This window comes from Bacillus sp. RZ2MS9, assembly GCF_001816185.2.
Taxonomy (GTDB): Bacteria; Bacillota; Bacilli; order Bacillales; family Bacillaceae_G; genus Bacillus_A; species Bacillus_A cereus.
Map to the genome: position 1 here is coordinate 3131538 of NZ_CP049978.1, position 17707 is coordinate 3149244.

Below are 17707 nucleotides of genomic sequence, written 5' to 3' on the forward strand. Positions count from 1 at the left end.
CATTAAATAAATGGTATAATATATCAAAAATAAAAATCCTCCCGTAATAGCATTATAAAAAGGGCATGTGATGGTCTCCCTATTTATAAAGTGAAACTTTAATCACCCTCACCAATCTGGCTGCCCGTTAATGCGGGATAATCATGAAAATTCCCCTTTAAGAAAAAAATAAAAAATCAGACAGTATACTTGAATTGCTCTTCGCAAGAGAATATACTAATAAAGCAGGCTATGACGTTCCTTCCTTCTAACTTCTTTGGCCAAATAGGGATGTTACTTTCCTGCTAAACACATAGGCTATGACAATTCTTCCTTCTTTGTAGAAATTTCAAATTGTTTTAGAGTTGTCAATTCCCTATGAAAAATAATTAGACTATAAAACCTCTTTCTTCTTTGGGATTGCATAAACTTTAGTTTATCAACCATTGATGTAGAGGTTTTCTTTTCTTAATTAACAAATTACCACTTAACAACTAAATGTTATATCCCTAATTTCCCACTAAAAAATAGCTATGTACCCTCTGTGCATTTTTCTACAATTAGTGTGTTTATACATATAAAAATAAAAATCTACCACTGAAAGGAGGACAGTCAGACTATTCCCCTCTTTTATAAGGCGTGAATAGCTGGCGTTCTCATGAAAAATTCTATTTACATAAGAAGAAGTTTGAAAGTAATTATAAAAAGAGAAGAAAATAAACTACCGAACATTTATTTAGCCACTGTTTTAAAAAACTTGGAAAATTTAGGATTTACTTTTTCCGAGCCTTTAATAGAAGAGTTGCAAACACTTTCGGTTGATGCATTCACATCGTTTTACAAAGAGTTGGTAAAACATTTAAAAGAAATGGTTGGAGCACATATTCAGTTTACTCCTATGTATCCAAACTTTCCGCAACAAATGATGGATTTAAGTGACGCTGATTTATACATTAATGCCATTATTCATTATGTGACGTTGCGCCTACCTGTATCAAAAGTAGAAGAACGACTCCCTCTTTTAGATAGAGTTGATTTGAAAGTTATTGACTTAGGAAGTGAAGAAGATTTCAATCAAATGATTTCTCAATTGATTAGTGCAAACAGCTCTATTTCCTCAACTGATAAGACGGATGTAGAATGGGCTATTACACACACTGAAGATGTTTCCTGTTTTCTACCTAATGTAATTCCTCATAAGGAAAATATGTCTTTTATAATTGGGGTTTTATTAATAAACAGAAAAATATCAGCCGATGCTGCTGCAAAGTATTTTAAAACAGCAACTGATGTTCTTCGCCTTGCAGTTGCTTTATCTGAAGGCGATGTGAGTTTATCATCCTCCGTCCGATTCAAGAAGTTTAACCGAGCAGAAAGACGCTTCCTTTTAGGATTGTTAGAGCAATGCGGAAACATTACCGAAGATATGCTTCGATACAAAAAACGTTGGATTCGTTTAGGTGAAATTCTTCATCCAGCAGAATATCATACTCGTTTCCCAAAAACCCACCGAGCATTTGAGATTCTTCGCAACAACATTAAAGTTGAAACATTTAATGGAAAAATAGAAGCAGCTTTGTTGAATCGTGATATCATGACAGCAAAAAATCTTTTAAAAACTCGCCCGGGGGAATTTGCCAGACGCTTGGATCATTTAATCCGTTTATGTAGTGATAAGTCAACAGATGTTTTCAATATTCTCGAAGATTTTCTAAGTATAATAGGAAACGTTTCTACTCCTGTATTACTTCAACTCACAGCTCATTTTAAGCATCGAAATGATAAAAATGAATTTCGCACCTTTTTTCCAAAGGGTAATGTAGCAAAAGCTATAGGTATCGAAAATACACTTCCATTTATCTCAGAGGATATTTGTTTAATGATTGTAAAAATGTGTGAAGATACTTTAAAAAATCGCTTCGCAGAACTTCCAAGTCTCGGAAAAGTATTTTTGGATGAACAGTTAAAAAATCACTTAGTTCCCTTCTCTCAACGTTCAGCCAGCAAAGCGCTTCGCACATTATCTCGAGGAAGTAAAGTAGATTTGCCAGAAGGAGATACGATTCGTTTTTTCCTATGGTGGAAAGAAGGCTATGTGAATGGACAACATACAGGACGTGTTGACATTGATTTATCTGCTGCAATGTACGACGAAGATTGGCAATACAAAGAACATGTATCCTTCACGAACTTACGTTCAAAAAATTTCAAAGCCTACCATAGCGGAGATATTACTTCTGCACCAAAGGGGGCATCTGAATTCATTGATTTCGATATTCCGTCTGTGCTGAAATATGGTGCACGCTATGTAGTAATGACTTTGCTTTCTTACACAGACCAACCGTATAAAGATTTACCAGAATGCTTTACTGGTTGTATGGTTCGTCAATATCCTGGTTCAGGTGAAATATTTGAACCTTCTACTGTTCAAGATAAAGTGGATATTACTGCCGACACCCAAATCTCTATTCCAGTTATTTTAGACTTAAAGGAACGAAAATTGATTTGGACAGATTTGTCTCTTACGAGAGATCTAACTTATGATAATACCATCGAGGCTAATCAAAAAGGTATGATACTAGTTGGGAAGGCTTTAACTAATTTAGTTAAACCGAATTTATATGACTTGTTCCGATTACATATTGAAGCTAGAGGTGAACTCGTTCAAGACATCGAAGAAGCAGAAAGCATTTTTTCTTTGGATAAAGGGATTACTCCTTTCGATATTGAAAAAATAATATCTGATTTTATAGCTGACTCAAAAGGCTAACTACATTACAAACATTGATAATGCGTGGAAAATATCGATGTATAATGTCTATGTGAAACAGGACCTGATAGATGCATATCAGGTCCTGTTTTTTATTTAGTAGATACTAAATAGTCCGGTTAATCACTATTCATCTAAATACACTATACTAATAAAGTGAAATTTATTCGAAAGAAGTTCATTAGTTAATATGTATCTAATTAAGAAACAGTCATATACCAGCCCAAACATCTTTTCCATATCGCCCTTCATCTTGCACACGATCCAACCAATTTCTTGCTTCTTGTTCACTGACTTCATGAATTTCTTGATATGCTTGACAAAGGGTATCTTCTACATCCGGAGCCATTTTACTTCCATCACCACATATATAAAGATGAGCTCCATTATCTAATAACGAAATTAAATTGATTCTATCTTGTTTTATTAAATGCTGTACATATGTTTTTGGATGTCCCTCTAGACGAGAAAAAGCTGTGTGTAAAGAGATTAATCCATCTCTTTCATCATTTTCTAGTTCTGTACGATAAAGATAATCTTTTTCAGGATGACGACAACCAAAATATAGATGTGCTTCTCCTAAGTTAATACCTTTTTGCTTTTGAACACGACGCGCTTGCAAGAATCCACGGAATGGTGCAATTCCAGTACCTGGCCCAACCATAATAATTGGTGTTTCTGGATCTTTAGGTAATTCAAAGTTTGATTGTGGCGTTCGAATGAAACAGATAATCTCATCTTTATTATGACGCTGAGCTAAGTAATTAGAAGCGACTCCTTCATATGTCCCTTCCCCACTCCATGCAGGCGCATTAACAACACCGACCGTAATGCTCAGACGATTCTGTGCAACGAGTGGAGAGCTTGAAATAGAATAGTAACGCGGTTTGAGCGCAGGAAGAAGTTCTAAAAAGCGTTCAAATCGGATTTCACAAGCCTCATACTTTTCAAGAAGGTCCAACATTGAAATCCGTTTCTTTAGTATTTGTTCATGGTAAACTCCTTCTTCTAATAATGCTTCCAATTCTTTTTTATGAGGAGGACATGCTGTGAATGTTACCATTTCTCGTATTTGTGCTCGAGTGGCTGCTTCTTGAACTTCAACACTATAACTAAGAAGGTCCAATAAACTAACAGGACTGTCTAAAGGTATGTGATTTATACTTCGTCCACTTGCACTCAGTATAACTTGATCCTTCCCATTTAATCCAAAGCGTCTTAAAATTCGGTTGATATTTTTCTCGCTATTAACTGGCAGCACTCCAAGGTGGTCTCCTTCTTTATATGTAGCGCCTTCCGGCAAGGATACCTCGATATGTCGTGTACTTCTATCACTGCTGGATGATTGGAGTTCACGATTTTCTAGTATAGACGCATAAACTGCTTCATATGTTCGTGCAAGAGGAGATCCTCCAAGACGACTGACAAATTGCAGACTCAAAGTACTGCGCTCTTTTTCCATATTTTTGTTGAGCTCCAATCCAAATGCCTTCATCGCATCAGACCACATGCTTTGTTTCCATTGCTCGAGCTGTTCCTCGAAATCACCACTTGCATCTGCTTCTCCGCGTTTAGAAAATCTTGTTGCTCCTTTTTGAGCCATCTGCTCATCAATGTATCTTGGAATCCGTTGATAAGTACTAGCCCAATTATGATCTCCACAACCAAAAACTGCGTATTGAACCCCTTTTAGCTCATCTGTTTTTAGTTCCTCCAACCATTGCACAAACTGCCCTGCATTACTTGGCGGTTTTCCATTATAAGAAGAAGTCACAATAAGTACCGCTCCTTCTTTTGGCAAACTTCCAATTCGATCGTTAAGAGCTACCACTTCCGTTCGAACTCCTTCTAAACTAGCTGTATCTGCTAATTCTCTTGCAATACCTTCTGCTACCCCTGTATCCGAGCCATACAGAACAAGAAGTGAAAGATTATCGGCCCCAATAATAGAAGGTGTCTTCTGAACGTGCTGCTTAATTTCATCGTTTTTCAGCTTGTCCTCTGTAGGTGCAAGAGCAGTAGGATGGCTAATAGTTTGTTTTCGGGGTAGAATCCTAATCTTAAAATCACCGGGCTTTAGCGTTAATGTTTGTTTTACGTCCAGCTGATAGTTTTGATAATCAATTAATTCAAAATGTTGAAGAAGCATTCCCATTACAAGAGTGGCTTCATGAAGTGCAAATTGCATACCGATACATGCTCTCTGGCCATTTCCAAATGGCTTATAAGCATGATGAGGAACCTTATCCAGCTCTTCAAATCGTTCAGGTTGGAATTCTTCCACATTGTCTCCCCATGCATCTTTATCCCTATGTAGCTGTGGAATAAGAACAGAAATACGATCTTCTCCTTTCTTAATTGGGTATTTCCCGCCAATCACTGTATCTTCTTTTGCATAGAGACTGAATGCTGGAGCGGTAGGCCATAGACGCAGTGATTCATTTAAAATCATCCGTATATACTTCAGTTTCATAACTTGTTGGTATGTTGGAGTAGGATCTGTCAAAACACGGTCTACTTCTTCATAGGCTTTTTTCAATTTATCCGGATTCTTTAATAAAAAGTAAATTGCAAAAGATAACAATCCACTTGTTGTCTCATGCCCAGCTATTAAAAAAGTGATAATTTGGAAACGAATGTTTTCATCATCTAATTTTTCACCAGTTTCCGGATCTGACACATTTAACATACGGGAAAGTAAATCATTTTCTTCCTGATCTCCACTACTTTTACGTTCAGCAATAATATTATCTACTAAAGAAAACATAGATTGGATATCATGCTGAAATTGACGTTTCGTTCTCCACATAAGTTTGTCTTCTATATCCAGCCGCTGCAATTGGTGCATCGCCTCATCTAGAGCACGGGTCATGCTAGTAATAAAAGGATGAGGGGTCTCACGATAAAAGCTATTAAATCGGTAATTAAAACCACATAGACCAATTGTATCTAACGTAAGACGAGTCATATCCTCCGGAACATCCACGTTTTCATTCGGATTAAGCCGTGCCCATTTTTGAACGAGTTGTACAGCAATATCAACCATCATAGCATGGTAATCTTTCATTGCCCGTTGGCTAAATGTAGGCATCAAAATATTATGAGCTTTTTTCCAGTTAGGCTCGTGAGTCTCGCTTGTAAATAATCCGTCTCCAGCAAAGGCGCGAACTTTTGCTAAAGCACCCTCTATACTTTTATCGAACCGTGTTTCGTCACAGACTTCTGCTACCAGTTCATGTCCGGAAACGACAATTATGGTATCACTTAAAGTTTGAATTCGAAAAATGGGACCATACTCTTCCGCCAGCTTAATAAACGATAGAGTCGGTTTATCTTTATCGATTAATGGGAGATTACCCAGCGGTCCATATGTTTTCGGCTGAGGAATGGCAGATACTTTTTTTTCCATTTAAAACACCCTTTCAAAAAAGCATGAAATAACATATCCCATTTAATAAAGAGGAAATAGCAACTAATCGCCTGGGATAAAGATATGTAATTGATTACCTTATTTTATCTTTTCCCTAACTATTCATGATTATGATATTACGTATAAGCTTGGCAATTAGATTTATAACTTGTAGAAAAATACTAAATTAAAATGAAGCGAATAAATATAGTTGGAGCCTTTTAATGTTGGTGTTAAAAGATAATCTAAACTTGTAATGTTTATGAGAAATTGCAAACGGATCTCATCTCTTGTATTTGTTTATAAAAACGATTATTTTAATTCATTTTCTTCTAAAACACCCCAAAAATAGAGAAGTTGACGAGCTTAAGATTGTAGTATTCGAAAAATCAGTAGTTTAGTTAAACCAATACGATAAGCAAGTATACCGTGTTACTAATGAAAGAGGACCTGATATGAACATCAGGTCCTCTTTTACTATATAATTATTTCCCTGCTTCTTTTAGTTCTTTTCTAGCTTTAAATACCGGCGCCTTAGCAGCAAAAAACTTGTAGGAATCATTATCAAGCGTTTTATTTTTCTCTACCGATTTAGCTTCTCGACAGCTTCCGCACTTGTATCTACACGTTTAACGAAAAAAACTAATAGTAGTGCAACAACATTCATGCCAAGCGCTACATAAAACGAATATTGAATTCCAGATAATAAAGCCTTCTGAGTTACTATTGCCTTCGTAGTTTCTGTAAAGGTTGCTGGATCTATATGAGACATTAAACTTTCAGCTTTTGTTTTTGTTACAGAGTTCATAATCGTAACAAGAATAGCAGTACCAATCGAACCGGACACTTGTTGAGCCGTATTATTAACAGCTGTACCGTGCGGGTTTAAGCGAGTTGGCAATTGATTAAGACCATTTGTCATAAGTGGCATCATAACCATCGCCATCCCAAACATCCGCAGTGTGTAGATAAGAATAATATGTGTGTGACTAGAGTCAATTTGCAGACTTGCCAACATATAAGTTGAAACAGCTGTAATGGAAAGCCCCACTATGCCAAGAATCCGAGGACCATATTTATCAAATAGTTTACCTGTAATTGGTGACATAATCCCCATTATAACCGCACCTGGAAGCATCATCAGTCCAGAGCTCAGCGGAGAAATGCCACGGACGTTTTGTACATAAGCTGGTGTTAAAATCATACCCGAAAACATGGCCACCGCGTTGACAATTGCAATTACAGACGCAAGTGCAAACATTGGGTACTTGTAAACACGTAAATCCAATAACGGCTCATCCATTTTTAATTGACGAATAATGAAAGCAATTAGGGCAATTGCGCCTATGATTAAGGTTGTTAAGACAACTTTATTTGTCCAACCATCGGAGCTTGCAGAACTGAATCCATATAACAAACCGCCAAAACCGACAGAAGATAATAGTAATGAGAGATAATCAAGTTTTGCATTTTTGTTTTGTTTCATGACATTCTCAGATTTCCAAATCCCTAACAGTAAGCTAATGATTGCTAACGGTAAAATCATTTCAAAAAGCAAACGCCAGTCATAATACTCTACAATATAACCTGATAGTGTCGGCCCAATTGCTGGAGCTGTAATCATAACTAGTCCAAAAATCCCCATTGCTGTTCCCCTTTTTTCTCTTGGAAAGCTTACTAGCATAATATTCATTAACAAAGGTCCCATAACTGAAGAGCCTGCCGCTTGAACCATCCGACCAGTAAGTAATAAACCAAAGTTAGGTGCTACAGCCGCTAAGGCAGTACCAAGAATAAAAATCACCATAGATGTAATAAATAGGCTCCTATTGGAGAAACGCGTTATTAAAAATGCTGAGGCCGGAATTAATATACCACTTACAAGCATATACCCTGTAGAAAGCCACTGGATCGTTGAATAATCTTGAATGTTTAAATCTTTCATTATTGATGGCAAGGCTACATTTAAAAGGGAGTTATTTAGAAATGAAACAAATGCCCCAATAAAAAGGATTACAAGCATTACATATGGTGGTTTTCTTTTATGTAATGTTTCACTCATATATTTAATTGCCCCTTCATTATAAATTTCATTGATTCGTTTAAATCGTTTACATATTTGCACAAGAAAATATTACCCTTGCAGTATTTTGCCAAACTCTTCGAATGGATATTCTCTTTTTAGCAATTCCACTTGCTCAACATACCATTTTAAAATCTTTTTGTTGATTAAACCTTTATAAAAATGTTTGTTAACGGAATTTAAATTAGGCTGAAATACAAAAAAGAAGCAACTGAAAATCCCCTTCTAAAATAAAGTGAAGCTTTAAATCAATGAGAATTTTACAGGCAGCGAGAAAAATCAAAAAGACTACGCACCCATTCCTTTAAATACAGGCTTGTAGATCTAGTTATGTAACCATCCATAAAAAGGAATATTACATAGGCTAAGTCTAACATTACATTTTTAAAGTGAGGAGAATAAGCGTATGGACCAATATTGGTATTTGAATTCAAAGGGAAATGGGCAACAATATACTAACCAAATTTCATTATATTCACAGCCCGAAATAACTACATCTGAGGTAATGAATGATTTGAAGCTTCCTGAGAATTGGAGTTACCGAGTCTATCCAGTTAGTTGGGATTCATCAGCCAATTATACGGGGTTCAATCCCCAACCTCCTCCCTTCTCTTGGGGGCAGCAGCCAATTAATTATGCAGAGATACTACCACAAGGTCACCCTGCTAATTGGACTCCATTACCAAGTCATGCAGGTTTTAATTTTCAAAAACCTCCCTTCCCCTGGGCGCAACCATTCAATCATACAGGGATGTTCGCACAAGGTCATCTTGCAGCTTTACTATCGCCGCCAGCCAAGCCTTTTCATTTCAATACCAATAACTCGGGTGTTTTTGGAAACCCTCCAGGATGGGGTGGTCCGTGGGCCCCAATGGGATGGGGAAATAACGGAGGTAACGGTCAGCTAGGAATGCTTGGAAACTTACTTACAGCAGGAAAAGGCACCATGAGTGGAATAGGAATGATCAGTAGTCTAATCGGGATGGGGAAGTTCTTCTTTTAGTTAATTAGAACAGGAGAATGTGGCTGTAGCTTTAATCAGCCACATTTAAGGACAGTAATCTCCCACCTAACTTCCTAGCATAGCATTCGCGGAAATTTTAGGTGGATATGTATTGTTACAAGTTACTGTTTTACTTTGAGTGCTCCTTTACTTTCTTATCAAGTGCCTTACTATAAGCATCTTTGTTTTCCTGTGATAACTCATAAATTGCTTTTTTCCAATGCTCTCCGTCTACACCTGATAAAAATTCAGTACCTTTCATTGTAGCTTCTTGAATCTTCTGTTTATCTTCTTTACCAGCATCCTTAATTAACTTCGTTGCTTTTCTTGCCTCTGTTACCCCTTCTTGTATGGATTTGTGAATGTCTTTGTATGTATCAGGTACTTTTATGTGTTCCATATTGTCTAAAATTTTATCTATCTCGTTTGATGTTTTTAAAACAGCTTTTGCTTTTTCTTTGTCCTTTAAGGATTCTCCTAAGTTTAGTAACAGTTCATCCTTCTTAAATTGGAACTCTACCACTTGCTCACATATGTAGTACGGATACTGTTGTTCAGAAATTACTGTTTTCGTTATTGCTTTACTAGTTTGCTCAGTCTTATGAGTAGAATCTTTATCTCCTACCTCGCATCCGACTAACAGCATAAATGGAACTGCTAACGTTACTAGTTTCTTTGCTCTCATTATGTATTCTCCTTGTAGAAAGTATTGTAAGTAATTAACATATCAAACTATAACACACATTACATTATGGTTCACTTCCATTACGTTTTAAAATGTAAAATAAGAATACACCCCATAAGCCGCAAATAAGATTAATAGAATAGAAATGCCGAGTACCATATATATGATCCATTTTAAATTTGAGTTCATATCATCCTCCCACCTCTAGATAATTCCAGTATATAACAAAAAAGCATTGGATACCCAATGCTTTTTACACTTACGCAAATAAAGAAGTATTCGCATATAAAGCTGGTGAACCACCTGAATGTACGAATAAAATATTGTCTTCCTTATTAAATTTATCTTTTCTAATTAAGTCGATTAATCCCGCTACTGCCTTACCTGTATACACTGGATCAAGTAAAATACCTTCTGTTTTCGCAAGTAACTGAACTGCCTCTACCATTTCCGGCGTTGGTAACGCATAGCCTGGTCCTACATATTCATCAAAGCACGTAACAGCGTCGCGCGAGATAAAGTTTGGAATACCAACATGTGCTGAAGTTTCATCTACAAGTTTTGCTACTTTCTCTTCTTGCTCAGCTTTTCCTCTACTTACGTTAATCCCGATTACAGGAATATGGCTTTGTGTTCCAGAAAAACCAGTAACTAAACCAGCATGCATACCGCCGCTACCACTTACACAAACAACTGAACTGAAATCAATTCCTTGCTCAAATGATTGCGCCATAATTTCTTGCGCACAAGCAACGTATCCCATTGCGCCCGTAGGGTTTGATCCACCAACTGGAATTACATATGGTGTATTACCTTTTTCACTTACTTCTTGTGCTACTTTATGCATTTCTTCCATAAGATCTGCTCCGTTCGGTACAACAATGACATTTTCAGCACCTAATAAGTGATATAAGAAATAGTTTCCGTTAAAGTCTCTCTTCTCTTCTGGCTCAAGCCCTTCCTCTAATACAAGGATACATTTCATTTTTTCTTTTACCGCAGCTGCCAGTGTGAGGCGGCAATGATTTGACTGAATACCACCAGCTGTAATTAACGTATCTGCCCCCTTTTCCTGTGCATCCGCAACTAAAAATTCTAACTTTCTCGTCTTATTGCCACCAGCTGTTAAACCAAGTAAATCATCTCGTTTAAAATAAATAGTCGGGCCACCAAGTGCTTCAGAAAAGTTGTTTAACTTTTCAATTGGTGTATATGATTCTGTATATTTTTTTCTCGGGAATTTAGCTAAATTCATTGTAACGCTCCTTTTGTACTTCTTTCACAATATATGTAACGTTACTATTATTACACGTAAAAATGGTGAAGTCATCTTTCTCGGTTAAAAATGTATTAGAATTTCATTTTGATAAGTAAAACCGTATTAATGATTTTAACTTAATTACGGTACATGAAATTTATATCAACGATTTTTTAAATATATCGTTCATTCCTTTCAATATATCAACGATTTTTCAAATATATCTATCGTAACTTGCAATATATCAACGATTTTCTTAATATATCGATCTATCGACAAAAAAACGACAGACAGGCAACCCCTTTCTCATCAACAAAAAAAGAGCCCACACATTCAAATGCAGACTCCCTCCAATCACTTATTTACCGAAAAACGAAGTAACTGTGTTAATCCCGGCTCTAAATTCATTTCACCTTTATGGCGTACGTATACGACTTTATCCCCATCAAATTTCGGAGGGTTTGCTTTACTATACGTATGCCACTCATTCGTTCCTTCTATAGAATACTCCATATATTCAGTTGCACCGACAATTATATTTTCACTATCATCTGCCGTTACATTTGGTGCCATCTGCGCAATTTTTGAATCACTAATTAATAACTTCTTTATATCCTTATCACGTTTGTAATCGTAAGCTGTCACAATTACATCGTTACCATATGCTTTCACTTGTAACCCTTGTTTAAATGAATAGCCATCTGGAGCAGTTTTCTCTCCTCCATTTGGTCCTGCTGACATCCAGCCTGTTTCAATCCCGCCCGTATTTACAACAGTGAAACCTTTTTCATCTCCACCTTTAATTTTCTTTTTACCAGCCCAGTCAGGTAAGTTTAAATCCCAATGCGTATGACTCGTGAAGAAAACAACTTGCGGATAGTCTTTTAATATATCGTACAATTTATCCACGTTTAAATAATCTTGTAAATATGGTGATTGTCTTGATCCAGATACTGTATCAGGTAAAACGTGATGAGAGAAAATAAAGATTGGTTTATTTTTATCTTTTTGACTATACTCTTCTAAATTTTGTTTTAACCAACCTAATTGCTCATCACTCATATATACTTCATCCCACATTTTTGAATCGTGGTATTTCATATATTTTTCAGTTCCTAAAAATAAAAGTGGATAGCCATCTAATTCTTTTTTATGATATACCTTTTCTTGTCCACTAAATTTCAGATAGCGGTTAAATAAAGTTTCCTCAGTTACACCATTTGGCCATGTACTTTGGGAGAGTTTCCCATCTGCTGTCCATTTACCAGCATAAAACTCATGATTCCCAACAGTAGACCATACATTTTCTGGATGCTTATTTTTATTTAACACACGCTTTACATCATCATATTGTGACTGTTGTCCAGTCGGCGTTATATCCCCATTCATAATAAGCGCTCTAGAAAGTGGCGTTACTTTATTCATATCTTTTAATACGTGATCAAAATCTCCTAAATCACCTTGAATGTCACTAATAACATTAAAAGTTGTAGCTGATTTTCGAACTTGCTCTTTCCCTTCCGCATGTGCTGAAAATGTCGGTAATAATGCCGCCATAACTGCTAACGAAGCAACTGTCTTTTTCATACAAATTCTCCCCCTAATAATAGAATGTACCAACTGACATGTTCTGCTTCTCTTAGGTGCTTGTCCAATTCACATTATAAGGGGAGATTGTAAAGATTAATGGAATAAAAAATTAAGTGTTTTTTAAGAGATTTTGTCTTTTCTACACACTCCACAATTAGCAATTCGCGCCAATCTAGCTTTCTAGTCTTTAACATTACATAAATGTAAATGAATATGATGAATCTCTTAGTTTAATATGTTGTCTTTTTAATCTCTGTTATATAACCGCCACAAAATATGCTATCTTTTCAAGTTCTCTTTCTTTAATAAACGTTACTCCTCTTTTAATTAGCCTTAAAATTGTAAAGTGGCTTAATAATATGTTTAATATCAATTGTTTCTTTTGTATTCTCAATAATTTCATCCATTGGCTTATATACCATTGGTGCTTCATCTAAAGTACTTTCTGCAACAGATGTAGTCCAAACCTCTGTCATTGTATTTTGAAAATCCTCTAAGTTAAGTACTTCTTTCGCCTTCTTGCGACTCATAATACGCCCTGCTCCATGAGGGCCAGAAAAGTTCCAATCTGGATTTCCTTTACCAAATGCAATGATTGAACCATCTCTCATATTGATTGGAATGATTACTCGTTCATCTTTCTGAGCTGAAATAGCACCTTTTCTTAGAATCATATTGTCCATATCGATGTAGTTATGGATTGTAGTGAATTGATCTGTTACTTTCCAATCCATTGTAGTGACGATTTCATCAATCATTGCTTTACGATTTAACTCCGCATATTTTTGTGCAATTTTCATATCATTCATGTAATCTTTAAATCCTTGTCCTTCTAAATAAGCTAATTCTTTACGAATCACCGGTTTCTTAATTTCACGTAAAGCTTCATGTATTTCTTGTTGTCTGCCTTCTTTCGTTAAACGCTCAATAATTTCTTCTTTAATAGATTTAACGTTTATAAGTTGCTCGTAAGCAAAGTTTTGATAATACTCTGCTACTTGTTTCCCTAAATTACGCGAACCACTATGAATAACAATGTATACATTTCCTTCACCATCCTCATTCAGTTCGACAAAATGATTGCCCCCGCCAAGTGTACCAATACTTTTTTGAGCACGTTGCAATGTAAACGGGGCTCTTACACTATCAAAATCAATCATTTTTGAAAATCTATGTTCCTTATCTCGAATACGAAAACCACTTGGGACAAGTTTACGTATCGTTTCATCTAAGTAATCGAAGTTGATTTCCTCTTTTTTCTTATTAATTATAACAACCTCCATGCCACAACCAATATCGTACTTACCTCCCAGTTTCCTGAAAGTGTGGACTATACCTTCTCTACAGTCATCGAGATATGCAGTCTCTACTGTAGGCTCACCGTATTAATTATTCCTCTTCAACTCAAAATGGATGAGGAATAATTCTGTACCTTAGTCTGCTAACATGGTACAAGTCTCTGAACCATTCGATTATGTCACCATAACCACTGGCTGCTGATTGCCCTCGCCTTTTATCGTTAGGGTTCCCAGTCAATTGAGTGAGTAGTTTAAAGTCTGAGCCGATTAGTTAACCCCGACTAAATTAGGAACAATCTTATCTTGAATTGTCATTGTTGTCCCAATCGTGCAACCTGCACCCGCATGTGTATCTGGCATAATACGAATCTTGCTATCCTTTACGAATTCTTGGTTACAAAGATCAATAATTTGACCTGCTGCAGTTTTTTCTACATTCGTAGTAAACACTTTTGCTTCATTGTATTTCCCTTGTAATTTCAACATCTTCTATTTCCCCTTTCCTTTAGTTTCTACAAAACATTAATTTATATATATTTATAATTATATTTTCCACCACTACAGCTCATTTCCTTTTTTATAAAAAAAGACACAGAGATTCCTCCCCATGCCTACTAATTTCCTACCTTTTCACCGCATGCACATAATGCACCGTCTCAAAAGCTTTCAAATAATCGTTTCGTCCTTCAAAATATAATTTATTTATGTCTTCTGGCGATAAATGTTCATAAATGAGTAAGCCCGCCTTCTCTAACAGTGCTTCCATTTCGGCATAAGAAAAACATGATTTCATTGGTTCTCCGCCTACCGCAGCCATTTTCACCATATTTTCAACTCGATTGGACAGTCCCTTTTCCGTAAACAAATTTTCATCGGGATAATCAAAAACGATAGAACTACCTGCCGGAACCATCTCGAATAAACATTCTAATAAACTAGCAAGTTCCTCTTTCGTTAAATAGTACGTAACACCTAAAAGGCTAAAGAAAGTCTTTTTATTTTCAAATCCTTCATTGCGTAACTGTTCATAGGAAAATCCTTTCGTAAAATCCATTGAAACAAAATGAAGGTTATTTGGAACTTCAATTTCTACTTCTTTTATTCTTTCCTTCTTAAACGCCTGCGTAGAAGGATGATCCACTTCAAATATTTCTATTTTATTCTCTAACTCTCGGTTTCTAAAACTGAACGTATCTAAGCCTGCACCGAGTATGACGTATTGTTTCGCTCCTAATGTAATTTCATGTAGTAATACTCTTTCACAATATGCGGCACGTGCTAAAGGTGTTGGTGATAACTGAACTTGTGTAATCCATTTTAATATTTCTTTTGGATTGTCTTGAAACCGCTCTGCAATGTCTGTATTGAAAAAGTGAATCCCTTGAACCATGTTCGTTTCAATATTGTTACGTTCTTTTTGTGAAATGAAATCTTTAGCTACATAATCATTAAAGATTTTAGGACTATCAAATTCACTATGATATGCCCTGCTGAAAGCTGATACTAACGACGTTACACTTGCTTCACCTTGTTTCACGTACATACACTCTCCTTCATTTTTACAACAAAAATAGGGTTCCCCTGGCCAGGAGAACCCTATTATACACTTTATTTTTATATTGGTAAATTATAGCATAAATAAGTTTTTTTGTCAAGTTTTCAGCCTACTAACGCTCAACAATTTGTGTAATCTCTAGCAGGAAGATTTCGATCTACACCGAATATTCCAGTTCATAACAATACAAATGGAGGCCAATATGAAACGATTCGTCATTATTACTGTAGGAAAAACACACAGCGGTAAAACTACATTTGCAAAAGCTTTAGAAAAAGAGTTACCCCACTCTTTCGTTATGGATCAAGATAACCAAGCTAAATTTATTAACACGCATTATGAAAAATTACAGCCGGCTGAAGGTGCTAATACATTTAAGCACGGTCTTTCAAAATTCATTGTTGATTATGCGAAAGAACATACAAATTTACACCTTATTATTTGTAATTCCAATCGCAGTAAAAGCGGAAGATTCTATTTACTAAACGAATTATTTCCACAGAATGAATATGTACGCATATTAGTTCATTTTGACATTCCAGATGATGTACTTTACGAAAGAGTGGCTCGAAGCACGCGAAGTACGAATATTTTTAGAGGTGGATATTCTAGTTTCAAAGAAGTATTTGATCAACAACAAACTGAATCACTTCACGATGATGTGGTAGATCCTATAGAAAATGAGGCTGATTATTTGTTTGTTATTCGCAATAATAAAGATATAAGCTTTACTATTGAAGAAATTGTTCATCTAGCTAAAGATTTATCCCCTACTCCAAAATAAGAGATTATAAAAATTACATAATCATAGATTATTATGCAAATACTTCCTCTAGGCAGCGCAGATGGTATATAATGATGGAAGAATCTACTTCTATATGCTCAATTTTACACAAAACAGCTCATGCATATGAAAGAAAAGAGGTACAAAAATATGAAAACAAAACAAACAATCGCTGCGTCTACACTAGCTTTAGCAATGATTGCTGGCGCGAACTCTGCTCATGCGGAAGTAAATGATACTACTCCCCAGCAAAGTACAGGAGATCGATTAGCTGAAATTAAGCAACATAAACAAGAGTTAGATGCGAAATTACAGCAACACAAAGAAAACGTGGATCAAACATTAAACGAACTTAACAAAGTTAAGGAAAATGTTGATACGAAGGTGAATGAACTACATGAACGTAAACAAGTTGCTGATGAAAAAATTAACGAAGTTAAACAGCATAAACAAGAACTAGATGCAAAACTGCAGCAAGACAAACAAATCGCCGAAGATAAAATCGCTGAAATTAAAGAGCATAAAAAACAAGTAGAAGATAAAGTTGCTGAAGTAAAAGAACATAAGCAAAATATCGATAACAAAGTGAATGAGATTAAAGAACATAAACAAACTGTCGATGAAAAAGTGAATGAAATGAAGCAACATAAAGAGAACATTGATCAAAAGGTTAATGAACTTAAGGAAGTTAAAAAACAAGTAGATGAAAAATTAGCTGAGTTAAAGAAAGCGAAACAAACTGCTGAGGACAAACTCGCTGAACTAAAAGAAAACAAGCCGAATACCGGTAACACGTTAGAGGAACTTAAGAAAATTAAAGGCAATTTAGACAGTCTTTCCGCTAACTTAGAATTAGCTAAACAAGATGTAAAAAACAAACTAGCTGTTTTACAAGAAGCTAGACAAGATTTAATTAATAAAATTAACGAAATTAAACAATCGAAACAAACTGTTTCAGATGATTTATCAAAGAAAAAACAAGACTTAGATATTAAAATCAACGATTTTAAGCATACTGAGAAAAAAATTGACGACAAATTAGCTGAGTTACATACAACGAAGCAAAATGTTGATAACAAGATTAATGAAGTATCACAGTCTAAACAAACGCAAGCAGATAATGGTACTAAAAACAATAACGCTAAAGAACTTCCTAACGCTGGTAGCGAGCAATCAAACAATATGGCTCTAGGAATGCTATCTGTATTAGGCGGTGTTTTATTACTTACTCGTAATAAAATTAAAACGTTATTCTCTAAATAAGTCCATAAAAAAAGGAAAACCGCACATACA

General features: G+C 35.7%; 12 protein-coding genes. 4 read left to right on the plus strand and 8 right to left on the minus strand.

Going from position 1 to position 17707, the window contains the following annotated elements; translation table 11 throughout:
* Positions 1 to 637: 637 nt before the first annotated feature.
* Complete coding sequence (locus BHV55_RS15995) at positions 638 to 2749, plus strand: TerD family protein (RefSeq protein ID WP_070756732.1); 2112 nt, start codon at positions 638 to 640, stop codon at positions 2747 to 2749.
* Positions 2750 to 2960: 211 nt separating this feature from the next.
* Here BHV55_RS15995 and cypD read toward each other — a convergent pair whose 3' ends face one another.
* Both cypD and BHV55_RS16005 read right to left on the minus strand, forming a co-directional pair.
* On the minus strand, positions 2961 to 6158 hold the full coding sequence (gene cypD / locus BHV55_RS16000; RefSeq protein WP_070756734.1) for a bifunctional P-450/NADPH--P450 reductase: 3198 nt from the start codon (positions 6156 to 6158) through the stop codon (positions 2961 to 2963).
* Between the two features lie 583 nt (positions 6159 to 6741).
* On the minus strand, positions 6742 to 8220 hold the full coding sequence (locus BHV55_RS16005; RefSeq protein WP_000005137.1) for a DHA2 family efflux MFS transporter permease subunit: 1479 nt from the start codon (positions 8218 to 8220) through the stop codon (positions 6742 to 6744).
* A 427-nt stretch (positions 8221 to 8647) separates the two neighbouring features.
* Between BHV55_RS16005 and BHV55_RS16010 the strand changes: the two genes are divergently transcribed.
* On the plus strand, positions 8648 to 9244 hold the full coding sequence (locus BHV55_RS16010; RefSeq protein WP_070756736.1) for a hypothetical protein: 597 nt from the start codon (positions 8648 to 8650) through the stop codon (positions 9242 to 9244).
* Between the two features lie 130 nt (positions 9245 to 9374).
* On the opposite strand, the gene BHV55_RS16015 is transcribed toward BHV55_RS16010, so the two are convergent.
* The 6 genes from BHV55_RS16015 to BHV55_RS16040 form a co-directional block, all read right to left on the minus strand.
* Positions 9375 to 9929: a hypothetical protein gene (locus BHV55_RS16015; protein WP_001201801.1), complete on the minus strand. Its 555-nt coding sequence runs from the start codon at positions 9927 to 9929 to the stop codon at positions 9375 to 9377.
* Positions 9930 to 10188: 259 nt separating this feature from the next.
* Positions 10189 to 11184, minus strand: coding sequence for a D-cysteate sulfo-lyase (cuyA, locus tag BHV55_RS16020; protein WP_070756739.1), 996 nt, complete (start codon positions 11182 to 11184; stop codon positions 10189 to 10191).
* 357 nt (positions 11185 to 11541) lie between these two features.
* Positions 11542 to 12774 (minus strand): DUF4073 domain-containing protein, encoded by a 1233-nt coding sequence (locus BHV55_RS16025; RefSeq protein ID WP_000754277.1) that lies wholly within the window; start codon positions 12772 to 12774, stop codon positions 11542 to 11544.
* A 326-nt stretch (positions 12775 to 13100) separates the two neighbouring features.
* Positions 13101 to 14060, minus strand: a complete 960-nt coding sequence (locus BHV55_RS16030; RefSeq protein ID WP_070756741.1) for an RtcB family protein — start codon at positions 14058 to 14060, stop codon at positions 13101 to 13103.
* Between the two features lie 282 nt (positions 14061 to 14342).
* Positions 14343 to 14561, minus strand: a complete 219-nt coding sequence (locus tag BHV55_RS16035; protein ID WP_000916240.1) for an RtcB family protein — start codon at positions 14559 to 14561, stop codon at positions 14343 to 14345.
* A gap of 136 nt (positions 14562 to 14697) precedes the next feature.
* Positions 14698 to 15618 carry a class I SAM-dependent methyltransferase gene (locus tag BHV55_RS16040; protein ID WP_070756743.1) on the minus strand — a complete coding sequence of 307 codons (921 nt, stop codon included), beginning with the start codon at positions 15616 to 15618 and terminating at the stop codon, positions 14698 to 14700.
* Between the two features lie 202 nt (positions 15619 to 15820).
* On the opposite strand from BHV55_RS16040, the gene BHV55_RS16045 reads away from it, so the two are divergent.
* Together BHV55_RS16045 and BHV55_RS16050 are read left to right on the plus strand one after the other, a co-directional pair.
* On the plus strand, positions 15821 to 16414 hold the full coding sequence (locus BHV55_RS16045; RefSeq protein WP_139147400.1) for an AAA family ATPase: 594 nt from the start codon (positions 15821 to 15823) through the stop codon (positions 16412 to 16414).
* A 150-nt stretch (positions 16415 to 16564) separates the two neighbouring features.
* Complete coding sequence (locus BHV55_RS16050; RefSeq protein ID WP_070756745.1) at positions 16565 to 17677, plus strand: LPXTG cell wall anchor domain-containing protein; 1113 nt, start codon at positions 16565 to 16567, stop codon at positions 17675 to 17677.
* Positions 17678 to 17707: the final 30 nt, after the last annotated feature.